The 20,710-nt window shown below is 63.1% G+C and carries 14 protein-coding genes and 1 tRNA gene; 5 read left to right on the top strand and 10 right to left on the bottom strand.

Features of this window, described 5'->3' with window-relative positions:
- Positions 1-27: 27 nt before the first annotated feature.
- The 10 genes from ABW22_RS01320 to ABW22_RS01275 all read right to left on the bottom strand — a co-directional run bounded on the left by ABW22_RS01320 (position 28) and on the right by ABW22_RS01275 (position 15,269).
- Positions 28-1,203, bottom strand: coding sequence for a DEAD/DEAH box helicase (locus ABW22_RS01320; RefSeq protein ID WP_237763187.1), 1,176 nt, complete (start codon positions 1,201-1,203; stop codon positions 28-30).
- A gap of 200 nt (positions 1,204-1,403) precedes the next feature.
- Positions 1,404-3,884 (bottom strand): glycogen/starch/alpha-glucan phosphorylase, encoded by a 2,481-nt coding sequence (locus ABW22_RS01315; protein WP_059751173.1) that lies wholly within the window; start codon positions 3,882-3,884, stop codon positions 1,404-1,406.
- Positions 3,885-3,901: 17 nt separating this feature from the next.
- Positions 3,902-5,359 (bottom strand): glycogen synthase GlgA, encoded by a 1,458-nt coding sequence (gene glgA / locus ABW22_RS01310; RefSeq protein ID WP_059751171.1) that lies wholly within the window; start codon positions 5,357-5,359, stop codon positions 3,902-3,904.
- A gap of 46 nt (positions 5,360-5,405) precedes the next feature.
- Positions 5,406-7,616 carry a 1,4-alpha-glucan branching protein GlgB gene (glgB, locus tag ABW22_RS01305; RefSeq protein WP_059751169.1) on the bottom strand — a complete coding sequence of 737 codons (2,211 nt, stop codon included), beginning with the start codon at positions 7,614-7,616 and terminating at the stop codon, positions 5,406-5,408.
- Positions 7,617-7,824: 208 nt separating this feature from the next.
- A complete protein-coding gene (gene malQ / locus ABW22_RS01300) occupies positions 7,825-9,165 on the bottom strand; it encodes a 4-alpha-glucanotransferase (protein WP_059751168.1) in 1,341 nt (446 codons plus the stop codon).
- Positions 9,165-10,892 (bottom strand): glycoside hydrolase family 57 protein, encoded by a 1,728-nt coding sequence (locus tag ABW22_RS01295; protein WP_059751166.1) that lies wholly within the window; start codon positions 10,890-10,892, stop codon positions 9,165-9,167. The genes malQ and ABW22_RS01295 overlap by 1 nt, the downstream gene beginning before the upstream one ends.
- Positions 10,882-12,201: a glucose-1-phosphate adenylyltransferase gene (gene glgC, locus ABW22_RS01290; protein WP_059751164.1), complete on the bottom strand. Its 1,320-nt coding sequence runs from the start codon at positions 12,199-12,201 to the stop codon at positions 10,882-10,884. Before glgC ends, ABW22_RS01295 begins: the two co-directional genes overlap by 11 nt.
- Positions 12,202-12,253: 52 nt before the next feature.
- Positions 12,254-13,222 (bottom strand): glucokinase, encoded by a 969-nt coding sequence (gene glk, locus ABW22_RS01285; RefSeq protein ID WP_059751162.1) that lies wholly within the window; start codon positions 13,220-13,222, stop codon positions 12,254-12,256.
- A 4-nt stretch (positions 13,223-13,226) separates the two neighbouring features.
- Positions 13,227-14,903: a glucose-6-phosphate isomerase gene (gene pgi, locus ABW22_RS01280; protein ID WP_059751161.1), complete on the bottom strand. Its 1,677-nt coding sequence runs from the start codon at positions 14,901-14,903 to the stop codon at positions 13,227-13,229.
- Positions 14,904-15,182: 279 nt separating this feature from the next.
- Positions 15,183-15,269, bottom strand: a tRNA-Leu gene (locus ABW22_RS01275).
- A gap of 95 nt (positions 15,270-15,364) precedes the next feature.
- Here ABW22_RS01275 and queA point away from each other — a divergent pair.
- The 5 genes from queA to secF all read left to right on the top strand — a co-directional run bounded on the left by queA (position 15,365) and on the right by secF (position 20,693).
- Positions 15,365-16,405: a tRNA preQ1(34) S-adenosylmethionine ribosyltransferase-isomerase QueA gene (gene queA / locus ABW22_RS01270; protein ID WP_059751159.1), complete on the top strand. Its 1,041-nt coding sequence runs from the start codon at positions 15,365-15,367 to the stop codon at positions 16,403-16,405.
- Positions 16,402-17,505 carry a tRNA guanosine(34) transglycosylase Tgt gene (gene tgt, locus ABW22_RS01265; RefSeq protein WP_059751158.1) on the top strand — a complete coding sequence of 368 codons (1,104 nt, stop codon included), beginning with the start codon at positions 16,402-16,404 and terminating at the stop codon, positions 17,503-17,505. The genes queA and tgt overlap by 4 nt, the downstream gene beginning before the upstream one ends.
- 45 nt (positions 17,506-17,550) lie before the next feature.
- A complete protein-coding gene (gene yajC, locus ABW22_RS01260) occupies positions 17,551-17,868 on the top strand; it encodes a preprotein translocase subunit YajC (RefSeq protein WP_059751156.1) in 318 nt (105 codons plus the stop codon).
- A gap of 68 nt (positions 17,869-17,936) precedes the next feature.
- Positions 17,937-19,751 (top strand): protein translocase subunit SecD, encoded by a 1,815-nt coding sequence (gene secD / locus ABW22_RS01255; protein WP_059751155.1) that lies wholly within the window; start codon positions 17,937-17,939, stop codon positions 19,749-19,751.
- A 9-nt stretch (positions 19,752-19,760) separates the two neighbouring features.
- Positions 19,761-20,693 carry a protein translocase subunit SecF gene (secF, locus tag ABW22_RS01250; protein WP_059751153.1) on the top strand — a complete coding sequence of 311 codons (933 nt, stop codon included), beginning with the start codon at positions 19,761-19,763 and terminating at the stop codon, positions 20,691-20,693.
- The last annotated feature ends 17 nt before the right edge of the window (positions 20,694-20,710 follow it).

The following is a 20,710-nucleotide window of genomic DNA, read 5'->3' as shown; positions in this document are numbered from 1 at the left end:
CGTTCATACCGTCAGCGCTTCAGCCTTTCAGGCTGACTCTGCGGCCTTCGCCGCCGCCCGCAACTTGTCTTTCTTGCTGGGTCGTTTCCCCTTGACGCCGCCATTGCCGGGCACGGCGATGGCGGCCGTCTGAACCGACTCAAACCCTTCGATCTGCTCCCGTGGCAGGTTCAGGTTCTGGCGTTTTTCGATCAAGCGGAAATGCGCCTCGGTGTCGGCGCTCACCAAGCTGATAGCCAGGCCGCTTTCACCCGCGCGGCCGGTACGACCGATGCGGTGAACGTAGTCGTCGGCTGAGCGCGGCAAGTCGTAATTCACCACCACCGGCAGTTCCGCGATGTCGATACCGCGTGCGGCCAGATCGGTGGTGACCAGCACGTCCCAACGCTTGTCCTTGAATTCATCCAGCGTCTGCTTGCGTGCACCCTGACTCAGACCACCGTGAAACGAGGTGGCAAACAGATCATCCCGGTTCAGTTTGGCGGCCACGTGCTCGGCGGCGTGCTGCGTGGCCACGAACACCAATACGCGTTCCCAGTCGTTGCTCAGGATCAAATGACGCAGCAGTTGCGTGCGGCGCGGCGCATCGACCCGGACCACCCGCTGAACGATCACCGGCTCTGCGCTGGGTTCAGACTCGACCGCCACCCGCTGAGGATCATTCAGCAACGCCTGAGCCAGCGCCTGGACTACGGGCGGAAACGTGGCCGAGAAAAACAGGTTTTGCCGCCGCCTGGGCAAAGCCGCCAACACGTTCGCCAACTCATCAGAAAAGCCCAGATCAAGCAGTCGATCCGCTTCGTCCAGCACCAGACATTCAACCGCAGCAAGCGACAAAGCGTTGTGCTGCAGCAGGTCGAGCAAGCGCCCTGGCGTGGCGACCACCACGTCGGCACCACCACGCAGCCCCATCATTTGCGGGTTGATCGACACGCCGCCAAACACCACTGCCACTTTGAAAGAGGGAACAAGCTGATCTGCCAGACTCTGCAGCACGTCGCCCACCTGAGCGGCCAGTTCGCGCGTGGGCACCAGAATGAGCGCACGCACACGACGTGGCGTTGCTGCTGTGTCGGCAAGCAAGCCTTGCAGCAGGGGCAGGACAAAAGCGGCGGTTTTGCCAGAGCCGGTTTGCGCGGTGGCCAGCACATCCCTACCGCTGAGAACGACAGGAATGGCCGCGCTCTGGATGGGGGTGGGCACGCTAAAGCCAAGTTTAGCGGCCGCGTGGGCAAGGGTGGGAACGAGCCCGAGAGCGGAGAAAGGCATGGTGTTTGGGTGCAGGTTAACGCTGCAAGTGTAGCCACGCTGGCGCATACAGCCCGGCCAGTTGGCCCGTTTGTTTTACCAACGCAGGCCGGGCAACCGCCGGGGGTGATCCGGGCACAAGCTACCCAAGCTGGCTACGATGGGCTGAGTTTCCAGATATCGCGGTTGTACTCGACCATGGTGCGGTCGGTCGAGAAGAAGCCGCTCGACGCCGTGTTGAGGATGCTCATGCGCGTCCAGCCGGCTTCGTCCTGCCAGGCCTGCGACACCCGCTCCTGCGCATCGACATAGCTGCGGAAATCCGCCAGCACCATCCACGGGTCGTGCGGACTCAGCAAGGTGTCGAGGATCATGTCGAAGATACCCGACTCGCATAGATTGAAGTGGCCCGAGCGCAACAGGTCGATCACTTCGCGCAGCTCGGGGTCCTTATCCACGTAGGCCATCGGCTGGTAGTGCGGACGCAGCGTCTCGACTTCGTCGGCATGCAGGCCGAACAGGAAGAAGTTTTCCTCGCCCACCGCTTCGAGGATTTCAATGTTGGCGCCATCATAGGTACCGATGGTGATGGTGCCGTTCATCATGAATTTCATGTTGCCAGTGCCGGACGCTTCCTTGCCCGCGGTGGAAATCTGTTCCGACAGGTCGGTCGCCGGCGCGATGATTTCCATGCTGGTCACCCGGTAGTTGGGCAGGAAGGCGACCTTCAGGCGGCCGTCGACGTCGGGGTCGCTGTTGACGACCTCGGCCACGCTGTTGACCAGCTTGATGATGCGCTTGGCCATGACGTAGCCCGGCGCCGCCTTGCCGCCGATCAGCACGCAGCGGTCTGCCCAGCCATCGAGCCGGCCGCGATTGATGCGGTTGTAGAGGTGGATGACGTGCAGCACGTTGAGCAGCTGCCGCTTGTATTCATGGATGCGCTTGACCTGGACGTCGAACAGCGCGTCCGGGTTGAACTCGACCCCGCACTCGGCCTTGACCAGCGCGGCGAGGCGCATCTTATTGGCGCGCTTGACTGCGCGCCAGTCGGCGTGAAATGCCGTGTTCTTCAGGTCGGCCAGCGGCTTGAGCTTTTCCAGTTGCGGCAGGTCGGCCACCCAGCCATCGCCGATCTTGCTGCTGATGAGCGCGCTCATGCTGGGGTTGGCATGGGCCATCCAGCGCCGCGGGGTGACGCCGTTGGTCTTGTTGTTGAACTTGTGCGGCCACAGGTCGACAAAATCGCGGAACAGGCCTTCCCGCAACAGCCGCGAATGCAGCGCGGCGACGCCGTTGACCGAGAAGCTGCCGACGATGGCGAGCCAGGCCATGCGCAGCTGCCGCACGTCGCCCTCCTCGATGATCGACATGCGGCGCCGGCGTTCGATATCGCCCGGCCATTTCACCGCCACTTCGCGCAAAAATCGTGCATTGATTTCATAGATGATTTCCAGCGGGCGCGGCAGCAGGCGTTGGAACAGCGCCACCGGCCAGCGCTCCAGCGCCTCGGGCAACAGCGTGTGGTTGGTGTAGGCCATGCAGTGCGAGGTGATCGCCCAGGCCGCATCCCACTGCATGCCCTCCTGGTCGAGCAGCAGGCGCATCAACTCGGCCACCGCGATGGAGGGGTGGGTGTCGTTCATCTGGAACACGTTGTGCTCGGCAAATTTCGTCAGGTCGCTGTTGCCGGCCGTATGCCACTGGCGCAGCGCATCCTGCAGGCTGGCCGAGGCCAGGAAATACTGCTGGCGCAGGCGCAATTCCTTGCCGTTTTCACTGGTGTCGTTGGGATAGAGCACCATCGAAATGTGCTCGGCATGATTCTTTTCCTGCACCGCCTCGGTGTAGCTGCCGGCATTGAATTCGTTGAGATCGAACTCGTCCGTAGCGGCGGATTTCCACAAGCGCAGCGTGTTCACTACGTGGTTGCGGTAGCCCGAGATCGGCATGTCGTACGGGATCGCCAGCACATCGTTGGTGTCCGCCCAGCGTGCACGATGGATCCCCGCCTTGTCGTGATAGTGCTCGGTATGGCCGCCAAACGGCACCCGGCAGGTATATTCAGGCCGCTCGACCTCCCACGGGTTGCCGTCGCGCAGCCAGTTGTCGGGGTCCTCGATCTGATAACCGTTCTCGATGTGCTGGCGGAACATGCCGTACTCGTAATGAATGCCATAGCCCATCACCGGCAGGTTCAGCGTGGCGCAACTGTCCATGAAGCACGCGGCCAGCCGACCCAGACCGCCGTTCCCCAGCCCGGCGTCGGGTTCTTCTTCGGCGAGGTTTTCCAGCGTCTGGCCAAAACCGTGCAAGGCCTCGCGCGACACCTCGTCCAGTCCCAGATTGAGCACATGGTTGGACAGCGCACGGCCGATCAGAAATTCCAGCGACAGGTAATAGGCGCGACGCTTGCCCGGCTGGTCGCGCGCAACATAGGTGTTCATCCAGTCCGACATGAGATGGTCGCGCAGCGTCCGCGCCAGCGCCTGATAGGTGTAGACCGGCGGGCTGCCCAACAGGCGCCCCAGATGATAAAACTGGTAACGCTCAAGATCCCGGGTGAACGCCTCAACACCGCTCGGCAGCGGTTTCAGGGCGACTGAACAGGGGGCTGCTGTTTTTTCGGCGGACATATCGATTCTGTCTGAAGTCATAAGGAATAGAGTGCAAGGTAGTGGCCGGCGCTGTCCGACCAGTCGAACGACTGGCGCATGCCGGTCTGCTTCAACCGTCGCCACAGCTTGGGCTGGCGATACAGGTCGAGCGCGCGGTGGATGGCGGCCAAAAAAGCGGGCGCGCCGGGGGTATCGAACACGAAACCGGTGGCGCTGGCGTCGTCCAGCGTGACTGCGTTCGCATCGACCACGGTATCGGCCAGTCCGCCGGTCTTGTAGACGATGGGCGGCGTGCCATAGCGCAGGCTGTACATCTGGTTCAGCCCGCATGGCTCGAAACGCGACGGCATCAGGAACATGTCCGCGCCGGCCTCGATCTGGTGCGCCAGCGGCTCGTCATAGCCGATTGTCACAAATAACCGCTCAGGGTGCTGTTTGGCCAGCCGCAATAATTTCTTTACGTACACCGCCTGGCCGCTGCCCAGAAGTACCATGCGGACGTCGGTCTCGGCGAGCAGCACCGGCGTCGCCGCCAGTATCCAGTCGATGCCCTTCTGCTCGACCAGCCGCCCCACCAGACCCAGCAGCGGCGCCTGCAAAGCCGCATCGTCGACGTGCGGCAGGAAGCGTTCGAGCAACGCCTGCTTGTTGCACCGTTTTCCCGGTTGGATCCGGCCCACCGAATAATGTGCTGGCAGGTGCGCATCGGTGGATGGATTCCAGACCGTCGTGTCGATGCCGTTGAGAATGCCGTGCAGCTTGTGCTGCCGGGAACGGAGCAGGCCGTCGAGGCCGCAGCCGAACGCCGGCGTGCAGATTTCGGCGGCATAGGTGGGGCTCACCGTGGTGACGACGTCGGCGTACACAATGCCGGCCTTCAGCATCGAAAAGCCGCCGTGAAACTCCACGCCCTCGGATGACCACCAGTGGCCGGGCAGTTGCAGCCGCACGAAATCACTGTGGGTAAAATTGCCGCCATAGGCGAGGTTGTGAATGGTGAACACAGTTTTCGGGCGCGTCGGCTGGTCGGCCAGAAACGCCGCCGTCAGCCCGGTCTGCCAGTCGTGCGTGTGGACCACCGCGGGCAGCCAGCCCAGCTCCAGCGCGTCCTGCGCCAGCAACGCCGCCACCCGAGCAAACACCGCAAAGCGCTCGGCATTGTCCGGCCAGTCCTGGCCGCTTTCGTCGACATAGGGATTGCCCTCGCGGTCGAACAGCGCAGGACAGTCGACCACCCACAACGGAAACGCATAATCGGGATGGCGCGTTTCCAGGACGCGCGCGCTGACGATCCCCTCGGCACCGCGCACGTCGAGCCAGCCGAGCACGCGAACCTGATCGAGCTGGCGCAGCAGCGCGCGATAGCCCGGCAGCACCAGGCGGACATCGGCACCGCGCGCGTGCAGGGCGTGCGGCAGGCTGTAGAGCACATCGCCCAGCCCACCGGTTTTTACCAGCGGATAGGCTTCGCTGGCCACAAACAGAATTTTCATTGCTCCGCGTTTCATTATTTTTGTCCGTTGATTTTATCTGATCGTATCAACTGCAGGGTTTCAGGAAGATCGCCCCCAGCGGCGGCAGCGTCACCTCGACGGAATAGTCATATCCCATCCAAGGCAGATTCTGCGGATTGAGCGGCCGGCCGTTGCCGAGGTTGCTGCCGCCGTAAAACGTCGAGTCGGTGTTCATCACCTCGCACCACGCCGCCGCCGACGGCACGCCGATGCGATACGCGCGGCGCGGTACCGGGGTAAAGTTGAACAGCGCCACCATCTGCGCAGTGTCGTCCCGCCCCTGGCGCACGAAGCTCAGCACCGACTGGTCGGCGTCGTGGCAGTCGATCCAGCGAAACCCGCGCGGGTCGAAGTCGAACTCGTAGAGCGCGGCCTCGTTGCGATACAGGTGGTTGAGGTCGCGCAGCAGGGTGCGGATGCCGTCGTGCGCCGGAAATGTGAGCAGCATCCAGTCGAGCTGGCCGGATTCCTTCCACTCGTTCCACTGGCCGAACTCGCTGCCCATGAACAGGAGCTTCTTGCCCGGATGCGCGTAGTGCCAGGCATAGAACAGGCGCAGGTTGGCAAAGCGCTGCCAGACGTCGCCCGGCATCTTGTCGAGCAGGCTTTTCTTCATGTGCACCACTTCGTCGTGCGACAGCGGCAGCACGAAGTTTTCGGTCCACGCGTACATCTGGCTGAAGGTCAGCTGGTTGTGCTGATACTTGCGGTAGATCGGTTCCTTTTCGATGTAGTCGAGGCTGTCGTTCATCCAGCCCATGTTCCATTTCATCGAGAATCCCAGCCCGCCGAGCTCGATCGGGCGCGACACCGCTGGCCAGGCGGTCGATTCCTCGGCGATGGTGAGCACACCGGGGAAGCGGCCGTGTACTTCGGTGTTCATCTCGCGCAGAAAATGAACCGCCTCGAGATTTTCGCGCCCGCCATACTGGTTCGGCAGCCATTCGCCCGGCTGCCGCGAGTAATCGAGGTAGAGCATCGAGGCGACGGCGTCAACGCGCAGGCCATCGATGTGGAACTCGTCCAGCCAGTACAGCGCGTTGGCGACCAGAAAATTGCGCACCTCGTTGCGGCCGAAATCGAACACCAGCGTGCCCCATTCCTGGTGCTCGCCGCGGCGCGGGTCGGCGTGCTCGTACACCGGCTCGCCGGTGAAGCGCGCCAGCGCCCAGTCATCCTTGGGGAAATGCGCCGGCACCCAGTCGAGCAGCACGCCGATATTCGCCTGGTGGCAGGCATCGACAAAGGCGCGGAAGTCGTCCGGCGAGCCGAAGCGCGCGGTCGGCGCGTAATAGCCCGACACCTGATAGCCCCACGAAGCGTCGAGCGGATGCTCAGCCACCGGCATCAGTTCGATATGGGTGTAGCCGAGATCCTGTACGTAGGGAATCAGTTCGGCGGTGAGCTCGCCCCAGGTATAAAAGCTGCCGTCGTCGTGGCGCCGCCAGGAACCGGGGTGCAGCTCGTAAATGCTGATCGGCCGATGCTGCCAGTCGAAATGCGCGCGCGCGGCGATCCAGTCGCTGTCCTCCCAGGCATGCGGCGTGTCATCGGGCACGCGGCTGGTGGTCTCAGGACGCAGAAACATCTGCCGCGCGTAAGGGTCGGTCTTTCTCACCAGCTGGCCGTGGCTGCCGAGAATTTCGTATTTGTAGGCCGGGCCGGCGGCGAGGCCGGGGATGAACAATTCCCAGATGCCAGAAGTGCCGCGGCAGCGCATCGGATAGCGGCGGCCGTCCCATTCATTGAAGTCGCCGACCACGCTGACGCGCTGCACCGCCGGCGCCCACACGGCAAACAGGCAGCCATCGACGCCGTCGATGGTCTTCAGGCGTGCGCCGAGCACTTTCCAGGCTTCGAAGTGGCGCCCCTCGCCGAGCAGGTGCAAATCCATCTCGCCCAACTGCGGCGCGAAGGTGTAGGGGCATTGCGTGGTGTGCCAGTCGCCCGCACGCTTGTCCTGCCAGCGCATGACAGGATGCGGCTCGACCGCAATGCCGGGCGGCAGCAGCCGCTCGAAACAGTCGGTGCCGGCCACCCGGGTCATGCGGCCGCCTGCTACCTCGACGGCTTCTGCGGCCGGCATAAAGCTTCGGATCAGGGTGCTGCCATCAGGCTGGGCGTGGATGCCCAGCACCTCGAACGGATCGTGATGCGTACCGGTCTGCACGCGCAGGATCGGCGGGGCGATCGCAGGCAGGCTGGTGCCCAGCGGGGCTTGCGGGGATGCATTCATCCTAAATCTCCCACCACAGAGACACAGAGATATGTCCCGCAGGGACGGTATCCCTTGGGACACAGAGAAAGACAAGGAATCAGGGGCTTGTCGATCTGATGGCGATCACCCGGTGGGCGCGTCCCGAAAACAAGGCAACCACTTGTTTTCCCTCTGTGTTCTCTGTGCCTCTGTGGTGAAACTGATGTTTGCAGGTTCATGAGTAGGGCTAAATCTCGCATCGATGGGCTTTCTGTAATTGTTCGAGCAAATTTGATGCCAGATCAGGCGGCAGTGCATCCCATTGAAACCGCCAGGTCCAGTTGCCGTTGTCGGTGCCCGGCGTGTTCATGCGTGCCTCGGAACCCAGCCGCAGCACATCCTGCAGCGGCAGCACCGCCAGCGCGGCGCAGCTTTCCAGCACCGTATTGATCATCGCATCCGGCACTGCATCGGGGTCGCTGACGCCCAGCTGCCACATCACCTGCTGGCGCTCATGCTCGGGTCGCGTGCGCCACCAGCCCAGCGTGGTGTCATTGTCGTGGGTGCCGGTGTAGTACACGGTATCGGGGTGCACGTTTTCGGGCTTGTGCGGATTGTCGGCGTGGTCGTCGAACGCGAATTGCAACACGGCCATGCCGGGCAAGCCAAACTGGTGGCGCAGCGCGGTGACATCCGGGGTGATGATGCCGAGGTCTTCGGCCACCAGCGGCAGCTCGCCCATTTCGTCGGCAATAGCCTGCAACAGCGCCGCACCCGGCGCCTCGACCCACTCGCCGTGGATGGCGGTGGGTTCATGGGCGGGGATCACCCAGGCTGCCACCAGGCCGCGAAAGTGATCGATGCGCACCAGGTCGAACCACTCGAAATGCGTGGCGAGCCGCGCCCGCCACCAGGCAAAACCGTCGGACTGCATCGCAGTCCAGTTGTAGTGCGGGTTGCCCCAGCGCTGCCCGGTTTCCGAAAAATAGTCCGGCGGCACCCCCGTCACCACCGTGGGATGCCGCTCGGCATCCAGCAGGAACAGGTCGCGCTGCGCCCACACGTCGGCGCTGTCGTGAGCGACGAAAAGCGGCATGTCGCCGAACAGCTGGATGCCGCGCGCCGCCGCCTGGGCATGGATGCCCCGCCAGTGCAGGGCGGCGCGATACTGTTCGAGCCTCACCGCGTTCAGCTTGTCAGCGTGGCTGGCGTCGAACCCGGCCAGCGTCTGTGCATCGCGGTCGCGCAGCGCAACCGGCCAATCGGGCCAGGATGCGCCGCCCAGCTCTGCCTTGATCACCATGAAGCGCGCATAATCCGCCAACCAATGCGCCTGCTGGCTACGCCAGTCGGCAAAACCGTGCATATCCACCGGCGCTGCGGGAAACAGCGCGGGATTGACCGCAAACGCCGACGCGCACTGATAGGGCGACAAGCCGGTGAGCGGGATGCCCAGCGGCAGCATCTGCCACACGCCGAACCCCGCCGCCTGCAGGAAATCCAGCCAGCGCTCGGCATCGGCCAGGGTGCCGGAAGGCAGCGAGGTCGGATGTAGCAGCAGGCCGGCGCGATGGGTGTCGAAATTCATCAGGCGTTCCTGCGCATGGTGCCGGCGTTTTCCACCCAGCCGCCGCCGCTCGACAGCGGCACGTCGAGCAGGGCGGGCGGCGCCACGCCGAGCAAACGGTACAACTCGCGCAGCTGGGTGCGATACAGCTGTTCGAAGTCGCTGACGCTGCCTGAGGGGTTGTAGTCACCGAACCACCAGAACCAGTCGGAGCCTTCACACACGGCGAGCTGACGGGTGGCCAGTGCCAGTTGGTCGGCGTTCAGTTTGCCGGCGGCGACCACGCTGTCATAGGCCTGTTTGGCGGCGACCAGATAGTCCCAGCCGCGGTTCTTGTCGTCCGATCCGATCCAGGTCGAGAAGCTGCCGTAGACCCAGCTGCCGGCTGCCAGCCGCTTCATCGGAATGGCTGGCGCGTGCGCGGCCTGCTCGGCGAAGGTGCTGACCTTGAGGGTGGGATGGCTGGACAGCGTCGCGTAGAGCGCATCCAGAAAATGGTGGCCGTTGTCGGGGTAGTACTCCCAGGCGTTTTCGCCGTCGAGGATGACCGAGACCACATGACGGTTGGCGTCCTTGCCGAAGAACGTGGCGATGTTTTCCAGGTGCCGGATGAAATCGGCCACCGCGTCGTCGGCGTGCCAGTCGCTGTATTTGAAGCCGATCAGGTCCGACAGGCCGTCGTCGCGGAAAAACACCCGCGTCTTGAAGCCGTCGATGCGCGACGGCGAAAACAGCGTGTGCCGGCTTTGCAGCACTTCCTCCGAACAGCCCGACTTGACACAGCTGTTGCGCCATACGCCCTCGCCCGAGGCGGTCCAGGCAAATTCCATTTCGTCGAGCTGGGCCAGCGCATCCTCGCTCACTCCACCTTCCGACAGCCACACGCCCGCCGGCTTGATGCCAAAGTAGCGCTCGAACACCTCGACGCCATGCTGCAGATGCCAGCGTGAGCGCGCGGCGCCGCCCGGATAAGCGGGCGCGTCGGGAACGGGAACCTCGGGCAGCGCGTCGCGCAGGTTGCCGAAGTCGTTCAGCAACGGCACGATGGGGTGGCCGTAGGGCGTCATCGACAGTTCGACCTGGCCCCGCTCGGCGAGCGCGCGATAACGCGGAATCAGTCCGGCCATGCAGTGCTGCATCAGGTGCAGCAGTTCATGGCGATCGGCGGCGGAAAAGCCCGTTTCCTGCGCCATCAACCGCTGCACCAGCGGCAGTTGACGCAGCGAGTTGCCCAGCCAGGCAAGGTGATACCAGGTCAAGAGATCAAGAAAATACTGCTCGGACAGGTAGCCCAGGTGCGCATGCAGGTCGGCACTGCCCCCGGCGGCGGCATCGCCAGTGGCGCCAATCATGCGCAGCAGGCGATGAAACGCGGGATACGGATGAATCATGCGCGGGGCATGGCAGCGCTGGCAATCCTGAACGATGCGCAGGCGGCTGGCGACATCCGACGGAATGCGCTCGACGCCGGACAGCAGATTCAGCATGTGGTCCTGGGTGGGCTTGCCATGCTTCAACAACACATCGAGCTGCTGTGCGTAGTCATCCAGTTGCTCCAGCAGCACTGGCGCGAAATTCACCACCGCGCGCATCAAGGGATAGCGCTCAAGATGCGCGGCCATGTCGCTGTAGTCCTTGATGCCGTGCAGGTACACCCATGGCAGGTGATACGCGCCCTTGAGGCCTTCGCGGTAATACGGCTGATGCATGTGCCAGCACAGCACCACGTTGAGCGACTTAGCCGTCATAGTCGTTCTTCAGCCTCGCGTACAGGTTCTGGCCGAGCATCGCGGGCGTCACCAGAGTGATGCCTTCCTTGGTCACGTGAAAGCGCTTGGCGTCCTCGACCGGATCCTCACCAATCACCGTGCCGTCTTCGATCACACAGCCCTTGTCGATGATGGCGCGGGTGATGCGGCAATGGCTGCCGATGCTGACCTTGGGCAGGATCACGCTGTCCTTGATATGGCTGTAGTTTTCCACCGTGGTGGCAAAAAACAGCACCGAACGCTTGACCCGCGCGCCCGACAGGATGCAGCCGCCGGCGATCAGCGAATCGATCGCCTCGCCGCGCCGGCCTTCGTCGTCGAGGATGAACTTGGCGGGTGGATATTGCGGCTGATAGGTCCAGATCGGCCAGTCGCGGTTGTACAGGTTGAGCTCGGGTTCGACCGAGCACAGCTCCATGTTGGTCTGCCAGTAGGAATACAGCGTCCCGACGTCGCGCCAGTAGGCCGGCAGGCCATCCTTGTTGCGAAAGGGGAAGGCCATCGCACGGGCCTCGGCGATGCTGTCGGGAATGATGTTCTTGCCGAAATCGTGAGCGGAATGGGGGTTGCCGGCATCGGCGATCAGCGTCTTGTAGAGAAAGTCCTTGGAGAAAATATAAATCCCCATCGACACCAGCGTGGTGCCGGGCTTGCCGGGAATGCTGTCGGGGTATGCAGGTTTTTCGGTGAAGCGGGTGATGCGCATGTCCTCGTCGACCGTCATCACGCCGAATGCGCTCGCCTCGCCCGCCGGCACTTCGATGCTGCCGACGGTAAAGTCCGCGCCGGTCTGCACGTGATAGAGCAGCATCTCCGAGTAATCCATGGTGTAAACATGGTCACCGCCCAGCACCAGCACATACTCCGGGCGGTGGCGCTGCATGATGTCGATGTTCTGGAACAGCGCATCGGCGGTGCCCTGGTACCACTCCTTCTTGTTGGTGCGCTGCTGCGCCGGCAGGATTTCCACGAACTCGCCGATCTCGGCGCGCATGAAGCCCCACGCGCGCTGCAGGTGGCGAATCAGCGAATGGGACTTGTACTGGGTCAGCACACCAATGCGGCGGATACCCGAGTTGACGCAGTTCGACAGCGTAAAGTCGATGATGCGGTATTTACCGCCGATCGGCACCGCCGGCTTGGCGCGCCAGGCAGTCAGGTCCTTCAGCCGCGACCCTTCGCCACCCGCCAGCACCAGCGCCAGCGTCCGGCGCGTGAGGTCGGTCGCGATCTTGGGCTCGGTGTAATAACGATAAAGCCGCGTCTGTTCTTCCTTGGTAATGGTCATGCCCGCTCCTGGTTGCGCTGGTTTGGAATGAAAGGTGATTTGAAACGATTGATCAAGGTGTGGCAAACGCAGTCGCAATCGCGCCCTGCACGCCCAGCCGGCTGTTGGTGATCAGAAAAATCGGGGTGCGCTCGACCACACCGCGCATGCGTCCCTTGTCGGTGGCCGCAGCCATGAAACGGGGCGATTGCATGCGTGCCTGCAGATGAACGGCGATACCGCCCGCGACATACAGCCCGCCGCGCGGCTGGAGCAGCAGCGCCACATTGCCGACCCATGCCCCGTATAAATCGATGAACAGGTCGAGCGCGGCTTCGGCAGCGGCATCGCCTGCCCCGGCGCGCGCGACCAGCGCGGCGCCGTCGACCGGCTCGTCGGGCGGCGCGGCATTGTGCTCGGCGCAGCAGAAACGATACAGATCGCTCATCGCCAATCCTGACACCGCCCGCTCCCACGATACATGGCCATAGGTGGCGCGCAACTGTTCCAGCAGACGCAGCTGCCGCGCATTGGCCGGCGCGAAATCGATGTGCCCGCCTTCGCTGGCGAAACTGCGGGTGCGGCCACCGGCATCGGCCAGCATGAAAGCCAGCCCCAGCCCGGTGCCGGCGCCGGTGATGGCGCGCACGCCACTCGCCTCGGTCGGCTGCGGATTGAGCGCGACCACGTCAGCGGCAGTCAGCGTCGCCACACCGGCGGCGGCGGCCTGGAAGTCGTTGATGAAGCGCACGTGGGCAATACCAAGCGAGGCGCCCATGTCAGCGGCCTCGAGCGTCCAGTCCAGATTGGTGAGGGTGGCGCGTTGCGCGTGCAGGGGCCCTGGCAGCGCCAGCAACAGGCGATCCGGCACGGTTGTCAGCTTCGAATCGGCGATGAACTGGCGAATCAGATCGTCCGCCGTTGCGAATGCCGCACTCGAATACACCTGCTCGAAACGCAGCTGCTGCACCCCGTCCGGCTCGCCCGTCATCCACGCCAGCCAGCTCTTGGTGCCCCCGATATCGCCTGCGATCAACTCCATCTTTTTAATATAGATCCGTGTGTGGGTGGTTCATGCGCCGATAATGATTGATGAGCGCATTGGTCGAGGCATCGTGGCTGTCCACCGGCGCGTCGGCGTGCAGTTCGGGCAGGATGCGGCTGGCGAGCTGTTTGCCGAGTTCCACCCCCCACTGGTCGTAGGAATTCAGGTTCCAGATCACGCCCTGCACAAAAATCTTGTGTTCGTAGAGCGCGATCAGCATGCCCAGCGTGTGCGGCGTGAGCGTCTGCAGCAGGATGGCATTGCTGGGATGGTTGCCATCGAACACCTTGTGCTGCACGAACGGGCTGGTCTGCGGCGAGCCCATTTCAAGCTGCGTCTCCTCGCGCGTGCGGCCGCGCATCAGCGCCTCGGTCTGCGCCAAGACATTGGCGATCAGAATGTCGTGGTGTTCCTGCAGATCGTCATGCGGCTCGACCGAGACGATGAAATCGGCCGGGATCAGCCGGGTGCCCTGGTGCAGCAGTTGGTAGAAGGCATGTTGGCCGTTGATGCCGGTCGCCCCCCAGATGATGGGACCCGTATCGTAGTCCACCACCTTGCCGTCGCGGTCGACCGACTTGCCGTTGCTTTCCATATCGGCCTGCTGCAGATAGGCGGGCAGGCTGCGCAGGGCGTGGTCGTACGGCAGGATGGCGTGCGATTCCGCGCCGAAGAAATTGTTGTACCAGACGCCCAGCAGCGCCAGGATCACCGGCATGTTCCGGTCGAGCGGCGCATGGCGGAAGTGCTCGTCCATCGCGTGCGCGCCGTCCAGCAGTTCGTCGAAGCGCTCCACCCCCACCGCCAGCACGATTGACAACCCGATCGCCGACCACAGCGAATAACGCCCGCCCACCCAGTCCCAGAATTCGAACATGTTGGCGGGGTCGATGCCGAATGCCGTCACCGCCTCGCGGTTGGTCGACACCGCGACAAAATGCCCGACGATGTGGCGCTCATCCTGCGCCTGCGCCAAAAACCAGGTGCGCGCATAGTGCGCATTGGTCATCGTTTCCTGCGTGGTGAAGGTTTTCGACGCCACGATGAACAGCGTGGTTGCGGGGTTCAGCGATTCCAGCGCCTCCTTCACGTGGGCGCCGTCGATATTGGAAATGAAATGCGCCTTCAGTTGCGGATGGCGGTAAGGCATCAGCGCCTGAACCGCCATCTGCGGCCCCAGGTCCGAACCGCCAATGCCGATGTTCACCACATCCGTGATGCGCTCGCCGCTGTAGCCGCGCCACTCGCCGCTACGTACCTGTTTGGCAAACGCGCCCATCTTTTCGATCACCGCGTTCACCTTCGGCATCACGTCCTCGCCGTCGACGATGGCCGGTTGATTGCTGCGGTTGCGCAAAGCCACATGGAGCACCGCTCGGTTTTCGGTGTTGTTGATTTTCTCGCCGCCGAACATGCGTTCGCGCCAGCCGGCAACGTCCGCCTCTTCGGCGAGCCGCAGCAGCAGCGCCATGGTCTCGTCGGTGATGCGGTTTTTCGAATAGTCCAGCAGCACATCGCCCACCTGCAGCGAAAACCGCTCGGCGCGTGCCGGGTCGGCAGCAAACAGGTCGCGCATGTGCGTCGTCGCCATCTGCATCCGGTGCGCCTGCAGCACGCGACAAACCGGCCAATGCAACGCGCCCGTTTCGCCTCGAAACGTCTCTACAGATAAAGGCATTCCCTTACTCCCGTTCAACAACAGCATGGGCTGTCATTCGACTGTTATCTAGCAACTATCTAGCAACGCCTGTGCCACACCTATCCGCCACCGTGCTTGCCATCGCAAACCCTATACAAAACCGGTGAGCCCCTGATGACAAAGCCATGAAGCGCACCCAATCAAGGCAAAATCGCCTTTTTCAAGCGTAGGGCAGAAATGACCACAATGCACCCAAATAGTGCCGCAACAACAGGACGGTGCCTATAGCCCGGGAAAGGGAAGCTTAAAATAATTGACTGGTGCCGGGAGGGGGACTCGAACCCCCACACTGTTACCAGCGGCGGATTTTGAATCCGCTGCGTCTACCGATTCCGCCATCCCGGCAAAGGGGCCGAACGCGAATGCGTCCGGCGACAGAAGCCGCGCATTATCGCCGAATCGGGCGTCCTGCCGCAAGGCGGCGGCTATAATCGCGCCCCATGCAGGTTGCCGATTTTGATTTTGATTTGCCCGACGAGTTGATCGCGCAGCTGCCGCCCGCGGTGCGCGGCGGCAGCCGGCTGCTGCACGTCGAGGCGTCCGGCACGCTGCACGACCGCTGGTTCAGCAAACTGCCGACCCTGCTGCGCCCGAACGACCTGCTGGTGATGAACGACACGCGCGTGATCAAGGCGCGGCTGTTCGGCACCAAGGATTCCGGCGGCAAGGTCGAGCTGCTGGTGGAACGGGTAACGGGCGAATTCGATGCGCTGGCCTTCATCCGTGCGAGCCATGCGCCCAAGCCGGGTTCATCCATTCACCTGTCTGACAATGTGGCTGTGGAGGTGCTGGCGCGGCAGGACGACCTGACGCAGTTGCGCTTCCCGCGCCCGGTGCTCGAGGTGCTGCAGCAGCTCGGTCAGCTCCCGCTGCCCCCCTACATCGCTCACACGCCGACCGCCGACGACGAGGCGCGCTATCAGACGGTGTACGCGAACGAGCCCGGCGCGGTGGCAGCGCCGACGGCCGGCCTGCATTTCGACGACGCGATGCTGGATGCGCTGCGCGAGCAAGGCATCCGCACGGCCCAGGTGACGCTGCACGTGGGCGCCGGCACCTTCCAGCCGGTGCGGGTGGACGACATCGCCGAGCACAGGATGCACAGCGAGCGCTACACGATCCCGCAGGCGACCGTCGACGCGATCCGCGAGACGCGCGCCCGCGGCGGCCGCGTGGTGGCGGTGGGCACCACCAGCCTCCGAGCATTGGAGGCAGCCGCGCTGGAGGCCGCAACACAGTCTGGTGACTTGCGCGCGGGCGCCAGCGAAACCGACATCTTCATCACGCCGGGCTATCGCTTCCAGGTGGTCGACGCGCTCATCACCAACTTTCATTTACCCAAGTCCACGCTGTTGATGCTGGTCTCCGCGTTTGCCGGCCTGGACACCATCCGCGCCGCCTACGCCCACGCCATTGCCGAACGCTACCGCTTCTTCAGCTATGGCGATGCAATGTTTTTAGAAAAGCGTCCACCCGCATGAAATTCGATCTCCTCACCACCGACGGCGGCGCCCGCCGTGGCCAGCTCCACCTCGCGCACGGCACCGTGCAGACGCCGGCGTTCATGCCGGTCGGCACCTACGGCACGGTGAAGGCGATGTCGCCTTTTGAGCTCACCGAAATCGGCTTCGAGATGGTGCTGTCCAACACTTTCCACCTGTGGCTGCGCCCGGGGCTGGAGGTGATCGAAAAGTTTGGCGGGCTGCACCGCTTCATGGGCTGGGACAAGCCCATCCTCACTGATTCCGGCGGTTTCCAGGTGTTCAGCCTGGGCAAGCTGCGCAAGATCACCGAAGAAGGGGTGAAATTTGCCTCGCCGATCAACGGCGACAAGCTGTTTCTGACCCCCGAGATATCGATGCAGATCCAGCACACGCTGAATTCCGACATCGTGATGATTTTCGACGAGTGCACGCCCTACCCTGCCACCGAGCGCGAGGCGGCCGACTCGATGCGGATGAGCCTGCGTTGGGCTGAACGCTCCAAAACCGCGCACGCCGGTAACCCCAACGCGCTCTATGGCATCGTGCAGGGCGGCATGTTTGAGACGCTGCGCGACGAATCGGCGCGCGAGCTGATTGGCATGGATTTCGACGGCTACGCCATCGGCGGCCTTTCGGTGGGTGAACCGAAGGACGACATGGCGCGCATCCTCGCCCACACCGCGCCGCAGTTGCCGGCTCACAAGCCGCGCTACCTGATGGGCGTCGGCACGCCGTCCGACCTGGTCGCGGCGGTGGCACAGGGGATCGACCAGTTCGACTGCGTGCTGCCGACGCGCAACGCGCGCCACGGCATCCTCTACACCCGGCATGGCGACATGCGCATCCGCAACGCGCGCTGGAAAACCGACACCGCGCCGATCGACGATGAATGCACCTGCCACACTTGCACCCACTTCAGCCGCGCCTACGTGCACCACTTGATCCGCGCCAACGAGATATTGGGCGCGCGGCTGGCCACGATCCACAACCTGCATTACTACCACCGCCTGATGGCCGACATGCGCACCGCAATCGAGGCCCATCGATTTGCCGATTTCACGGCGCGGTTTCACGAGATGCAAACATGCGGGTGGTAGAATTGCCCGGTTTTAATTAATCTGTATTGATTGGGAGTTTTATCCATGATTTCTCTTGCCCACGCGCAATCCACGGCAGCGGCCTCCGCCGGCTTGATGGATTTTTTGCCGCTCATCATCATCTTCATCCTGTTCTGGTTCATGCTCATCCGCCCGCAGATGAAGCGTGCCAAGGAACAGAAGAAAATGCTGGCTGAAATACAGAAAGGCGATGAAGTCATCACTGCCAGCGGCCAGGTCGGCAAGGTCGCCAAAATCGGCGAACAATACGTATCGCTGGAAATCGCCGACGGCGTGATCACCCACGTGCAGAAGCAGTCGATCCAGACCCTGCTGCCGAAAGGTACGATCAAGGGCCTGTAAGTATCAGGGCGAGCGGCTCGGCCGCCCCTTTCACCCACCTATTCCGGCTCACCGCTGTCGGCTAAACCATGAACCGCTTCCCACTCTGGAAAAACATCGTCATCGGCATCACGCTGGTGGTCGCCTTCCTCTACGCCCTGCCCAACTTTTTTGGCGAAGTGCCGGCGGTGCAGGTATCGCCGATACGCACCACGGAAAAGGTCGACACCGCCTTGCTGGGGCAGGTGGAGTCGCTGCTCAAGGCGGCCAATGTCGCCTATAGCGGGGTGCAACTGTCAGGCAACAGCATCAAGGCACGCCTTGCCAGCACCGACCTGCAAATCCAGGCCAAGGACGTGCTGCAGAAAGGTCTGGGGGAGCGCTACACGGTGGCACTGAATCTGCTACCGGCCTCCCCGGCCTGGCTGTCGGCGATCAACGCGATGCCGATGTACCTTGGCCTGGACTTGCGCGGCGGCGTGCATTTCCTGCTGGAAGTGGACATGAAGGCGGCGCTGGAAAAGGCCGCCATCCGCTACCAGAACGATTTCCGTGCCGAACTGCGCAGCGCCAAGATCCGCTACGGCCGCATCAGCCGCGAAGGCGATGCGGTGAGCGTGCATTTCGCCACCCGCGATCAGCGCGACGCTGCCATCAACAAACTGGGCACGGCGTTCACCGACCTGGCCTACACCGCCGAAGACCAGGCTGAAGCCTTCACCCTGACCGCGCGGCTGAAGCCGGAAGCCGAAAAACAGGTGCAGGAATTTGCCCTGCAGCAGAACATCACCACGCTGCGCAATCGCGTCAACGAGCTCGGCGTGGCCGAACCTGTGATCCAGCAGCAGGGGGCCAGCCGCGTCGTGGTGCAGCTACCCGGCGTGCAGGACACCGCCAAGGCCAAGGACATCCTCGGACGCACGGCCACGCTTGAAATCCGCATGGTCGACGAGCTGGCCGACCCGCTGGCGCTGGCGCAGGGCCAGGCGCCGTTTGGCACGGATATCGTTCCCACCCGGGAGGGCACGCTGATCGCGGTGAAAAAAGATGTGGTACTGACCGGCGACTCGATCACCAACGCCACGCCGGGCTTTGACAACGCCACTGGCCAGGCTGCGGTACACATCAACCTGGATGGCTCGGGCGCGCGCATTTTCAAGGACGTGACGCGCGAAAACGTCAACAAGCGCATGGCCATCCTGCTGATCGAAAAAGGCCGCGTCGAAGCCATCACGGCGCCGGTGATCCGCGAGGAAATCGGCGGCGGCCGGGTGCAGGTCACCGGCATGGAGTCCGCACAGGAAGCCTCCGACGTTGCCCTGCTGCTGCGCGCCGGCGCGCTCGCCGCACCGATGCAGATCGTCGAGGAACGCACTGTCGGCCCCAGCATGGGCGCAGAGAACATCGAAAAAGGCTTCCACTCCAACCTCTGGGGCTTCCTTGCCGTCACGCTGTTAATGACGATCTACTATCGCGTGTTCGGGCTGTTCTCGTCGATCGCGCTCGCCATCAACGGATTCTTCCTGATCGCCTTGCTCTCGATGATTCAGGCCACGCTCACCCTCCCCGGCATGGCGGCGATCGCGCTCACGCTCGGCATGGCGATCGACGCCAACGTGCTGATCAACGAACGCATCCGCGAAGAGCTGCGCAGCGGCGCCACCCCCCAGGCAGCTATCCACGCCGGTTATGAACGCGCCTGGGCCACCATTCTCGACTCCAACCTCACCACCCTGATCGCCGGCATTGCGCTGTTCTGGCTGGGGTCGGGCCCGGTGCGCGGATTTGCGGTGGTGCTGTGTCTGGGCATCCTCACCTCCATGTTCAGCGCGGTGACCGTGTCGCGCGCCATGGTCAACCTCACCTATGGCCGCCAGACACGGCTGGCCAAAGTCTCGATCTAAGGGCACGTCATGCTGGAATTTTTCCCGTTCAAGAAAACCATCCCCTTTATGAGTTGGGGGAAGGTGACAACCGCGATTTCGCTGCTCACCTTCCTGTTCTCGGTGTGGGCACTTTGGGACAAGGGCCTCAATCTCGGCGTCGATTTCACCGGCGGCACCTTGATCGAGGTCAGCTACGATCAGCCCGCCAACATGCCTGAAATCCGCGGCGCACTGGAAAAGACCGGACTGCCCGAGATCTCGGTACAGAATTTCGGCACCAGCCACGACGTACTGATCCGCCTGCCGGTGAAGCATGACGCGAATGCTGCAGAAACCAGCAACATTGTGATGTCGGCATTGCAAACTGCCGACTCCACGGTCGAGCTCAAGCGGGTCGATTTCGTCGGCCCGCAGGTCGGCAAGGAGCTTTACGACAGCGGCGCCCTGGCGCTGCTGGTGGTCGCCTTCGGCATCATGGCCTACCTGGCGATCCGCTTCGAATGGCGTTTTGCGGTGGCGGGGATGCTCGCCAACATGCACGACATCGTCATCATCCTCGGCGTGTTCGCCTTTTTCCAGTGGGAGTTCACCCTCACCGTGCTGGCCGGCGTGCTGGCGGTTTTGGGCTACTCAGTGAACGAGTCGGTGGTGGTATTCGACCGTATCCGCGAGAACATCCGCAAGATGCGCGGGGCGACCATCCCCCACATCATCGACGACGCCATCACCCGTACCATGAGCCGCACCATCATCACCCACGGATCGACGCAGATCATGGTATTGTCGATGCTGTTCTTCGGCGGCGAGGCGCTGCACAACTTCGCGCTCGCGCTCACCATCGGCATCATGTTCGGCATCTATTCGTCGGTGCTGGTCGCCTCGCCGCTGCTGCTGATGTTCGGCGTCAAGCGCGAGCACTTCATCAAGCCGGTGGAAAAGAAGGAAGAAGCGGTTGTGTGACTAGAAGCCGAGAGTCG

This window comes from Thiobacillus denitrificans, assembly GCF_001530125.1.
GTDB lineage: Bacteria > Pseudomonadota > Gammaproteobacteria > Burkholderiales > Thiobacillaceae > Thiobacillus > Thiobacillus denitrificans_C.
Note: the sequence above shows the minus strand (reverse complement) of the source record. Positions and strands in the feature narration are given on the sequence as shown.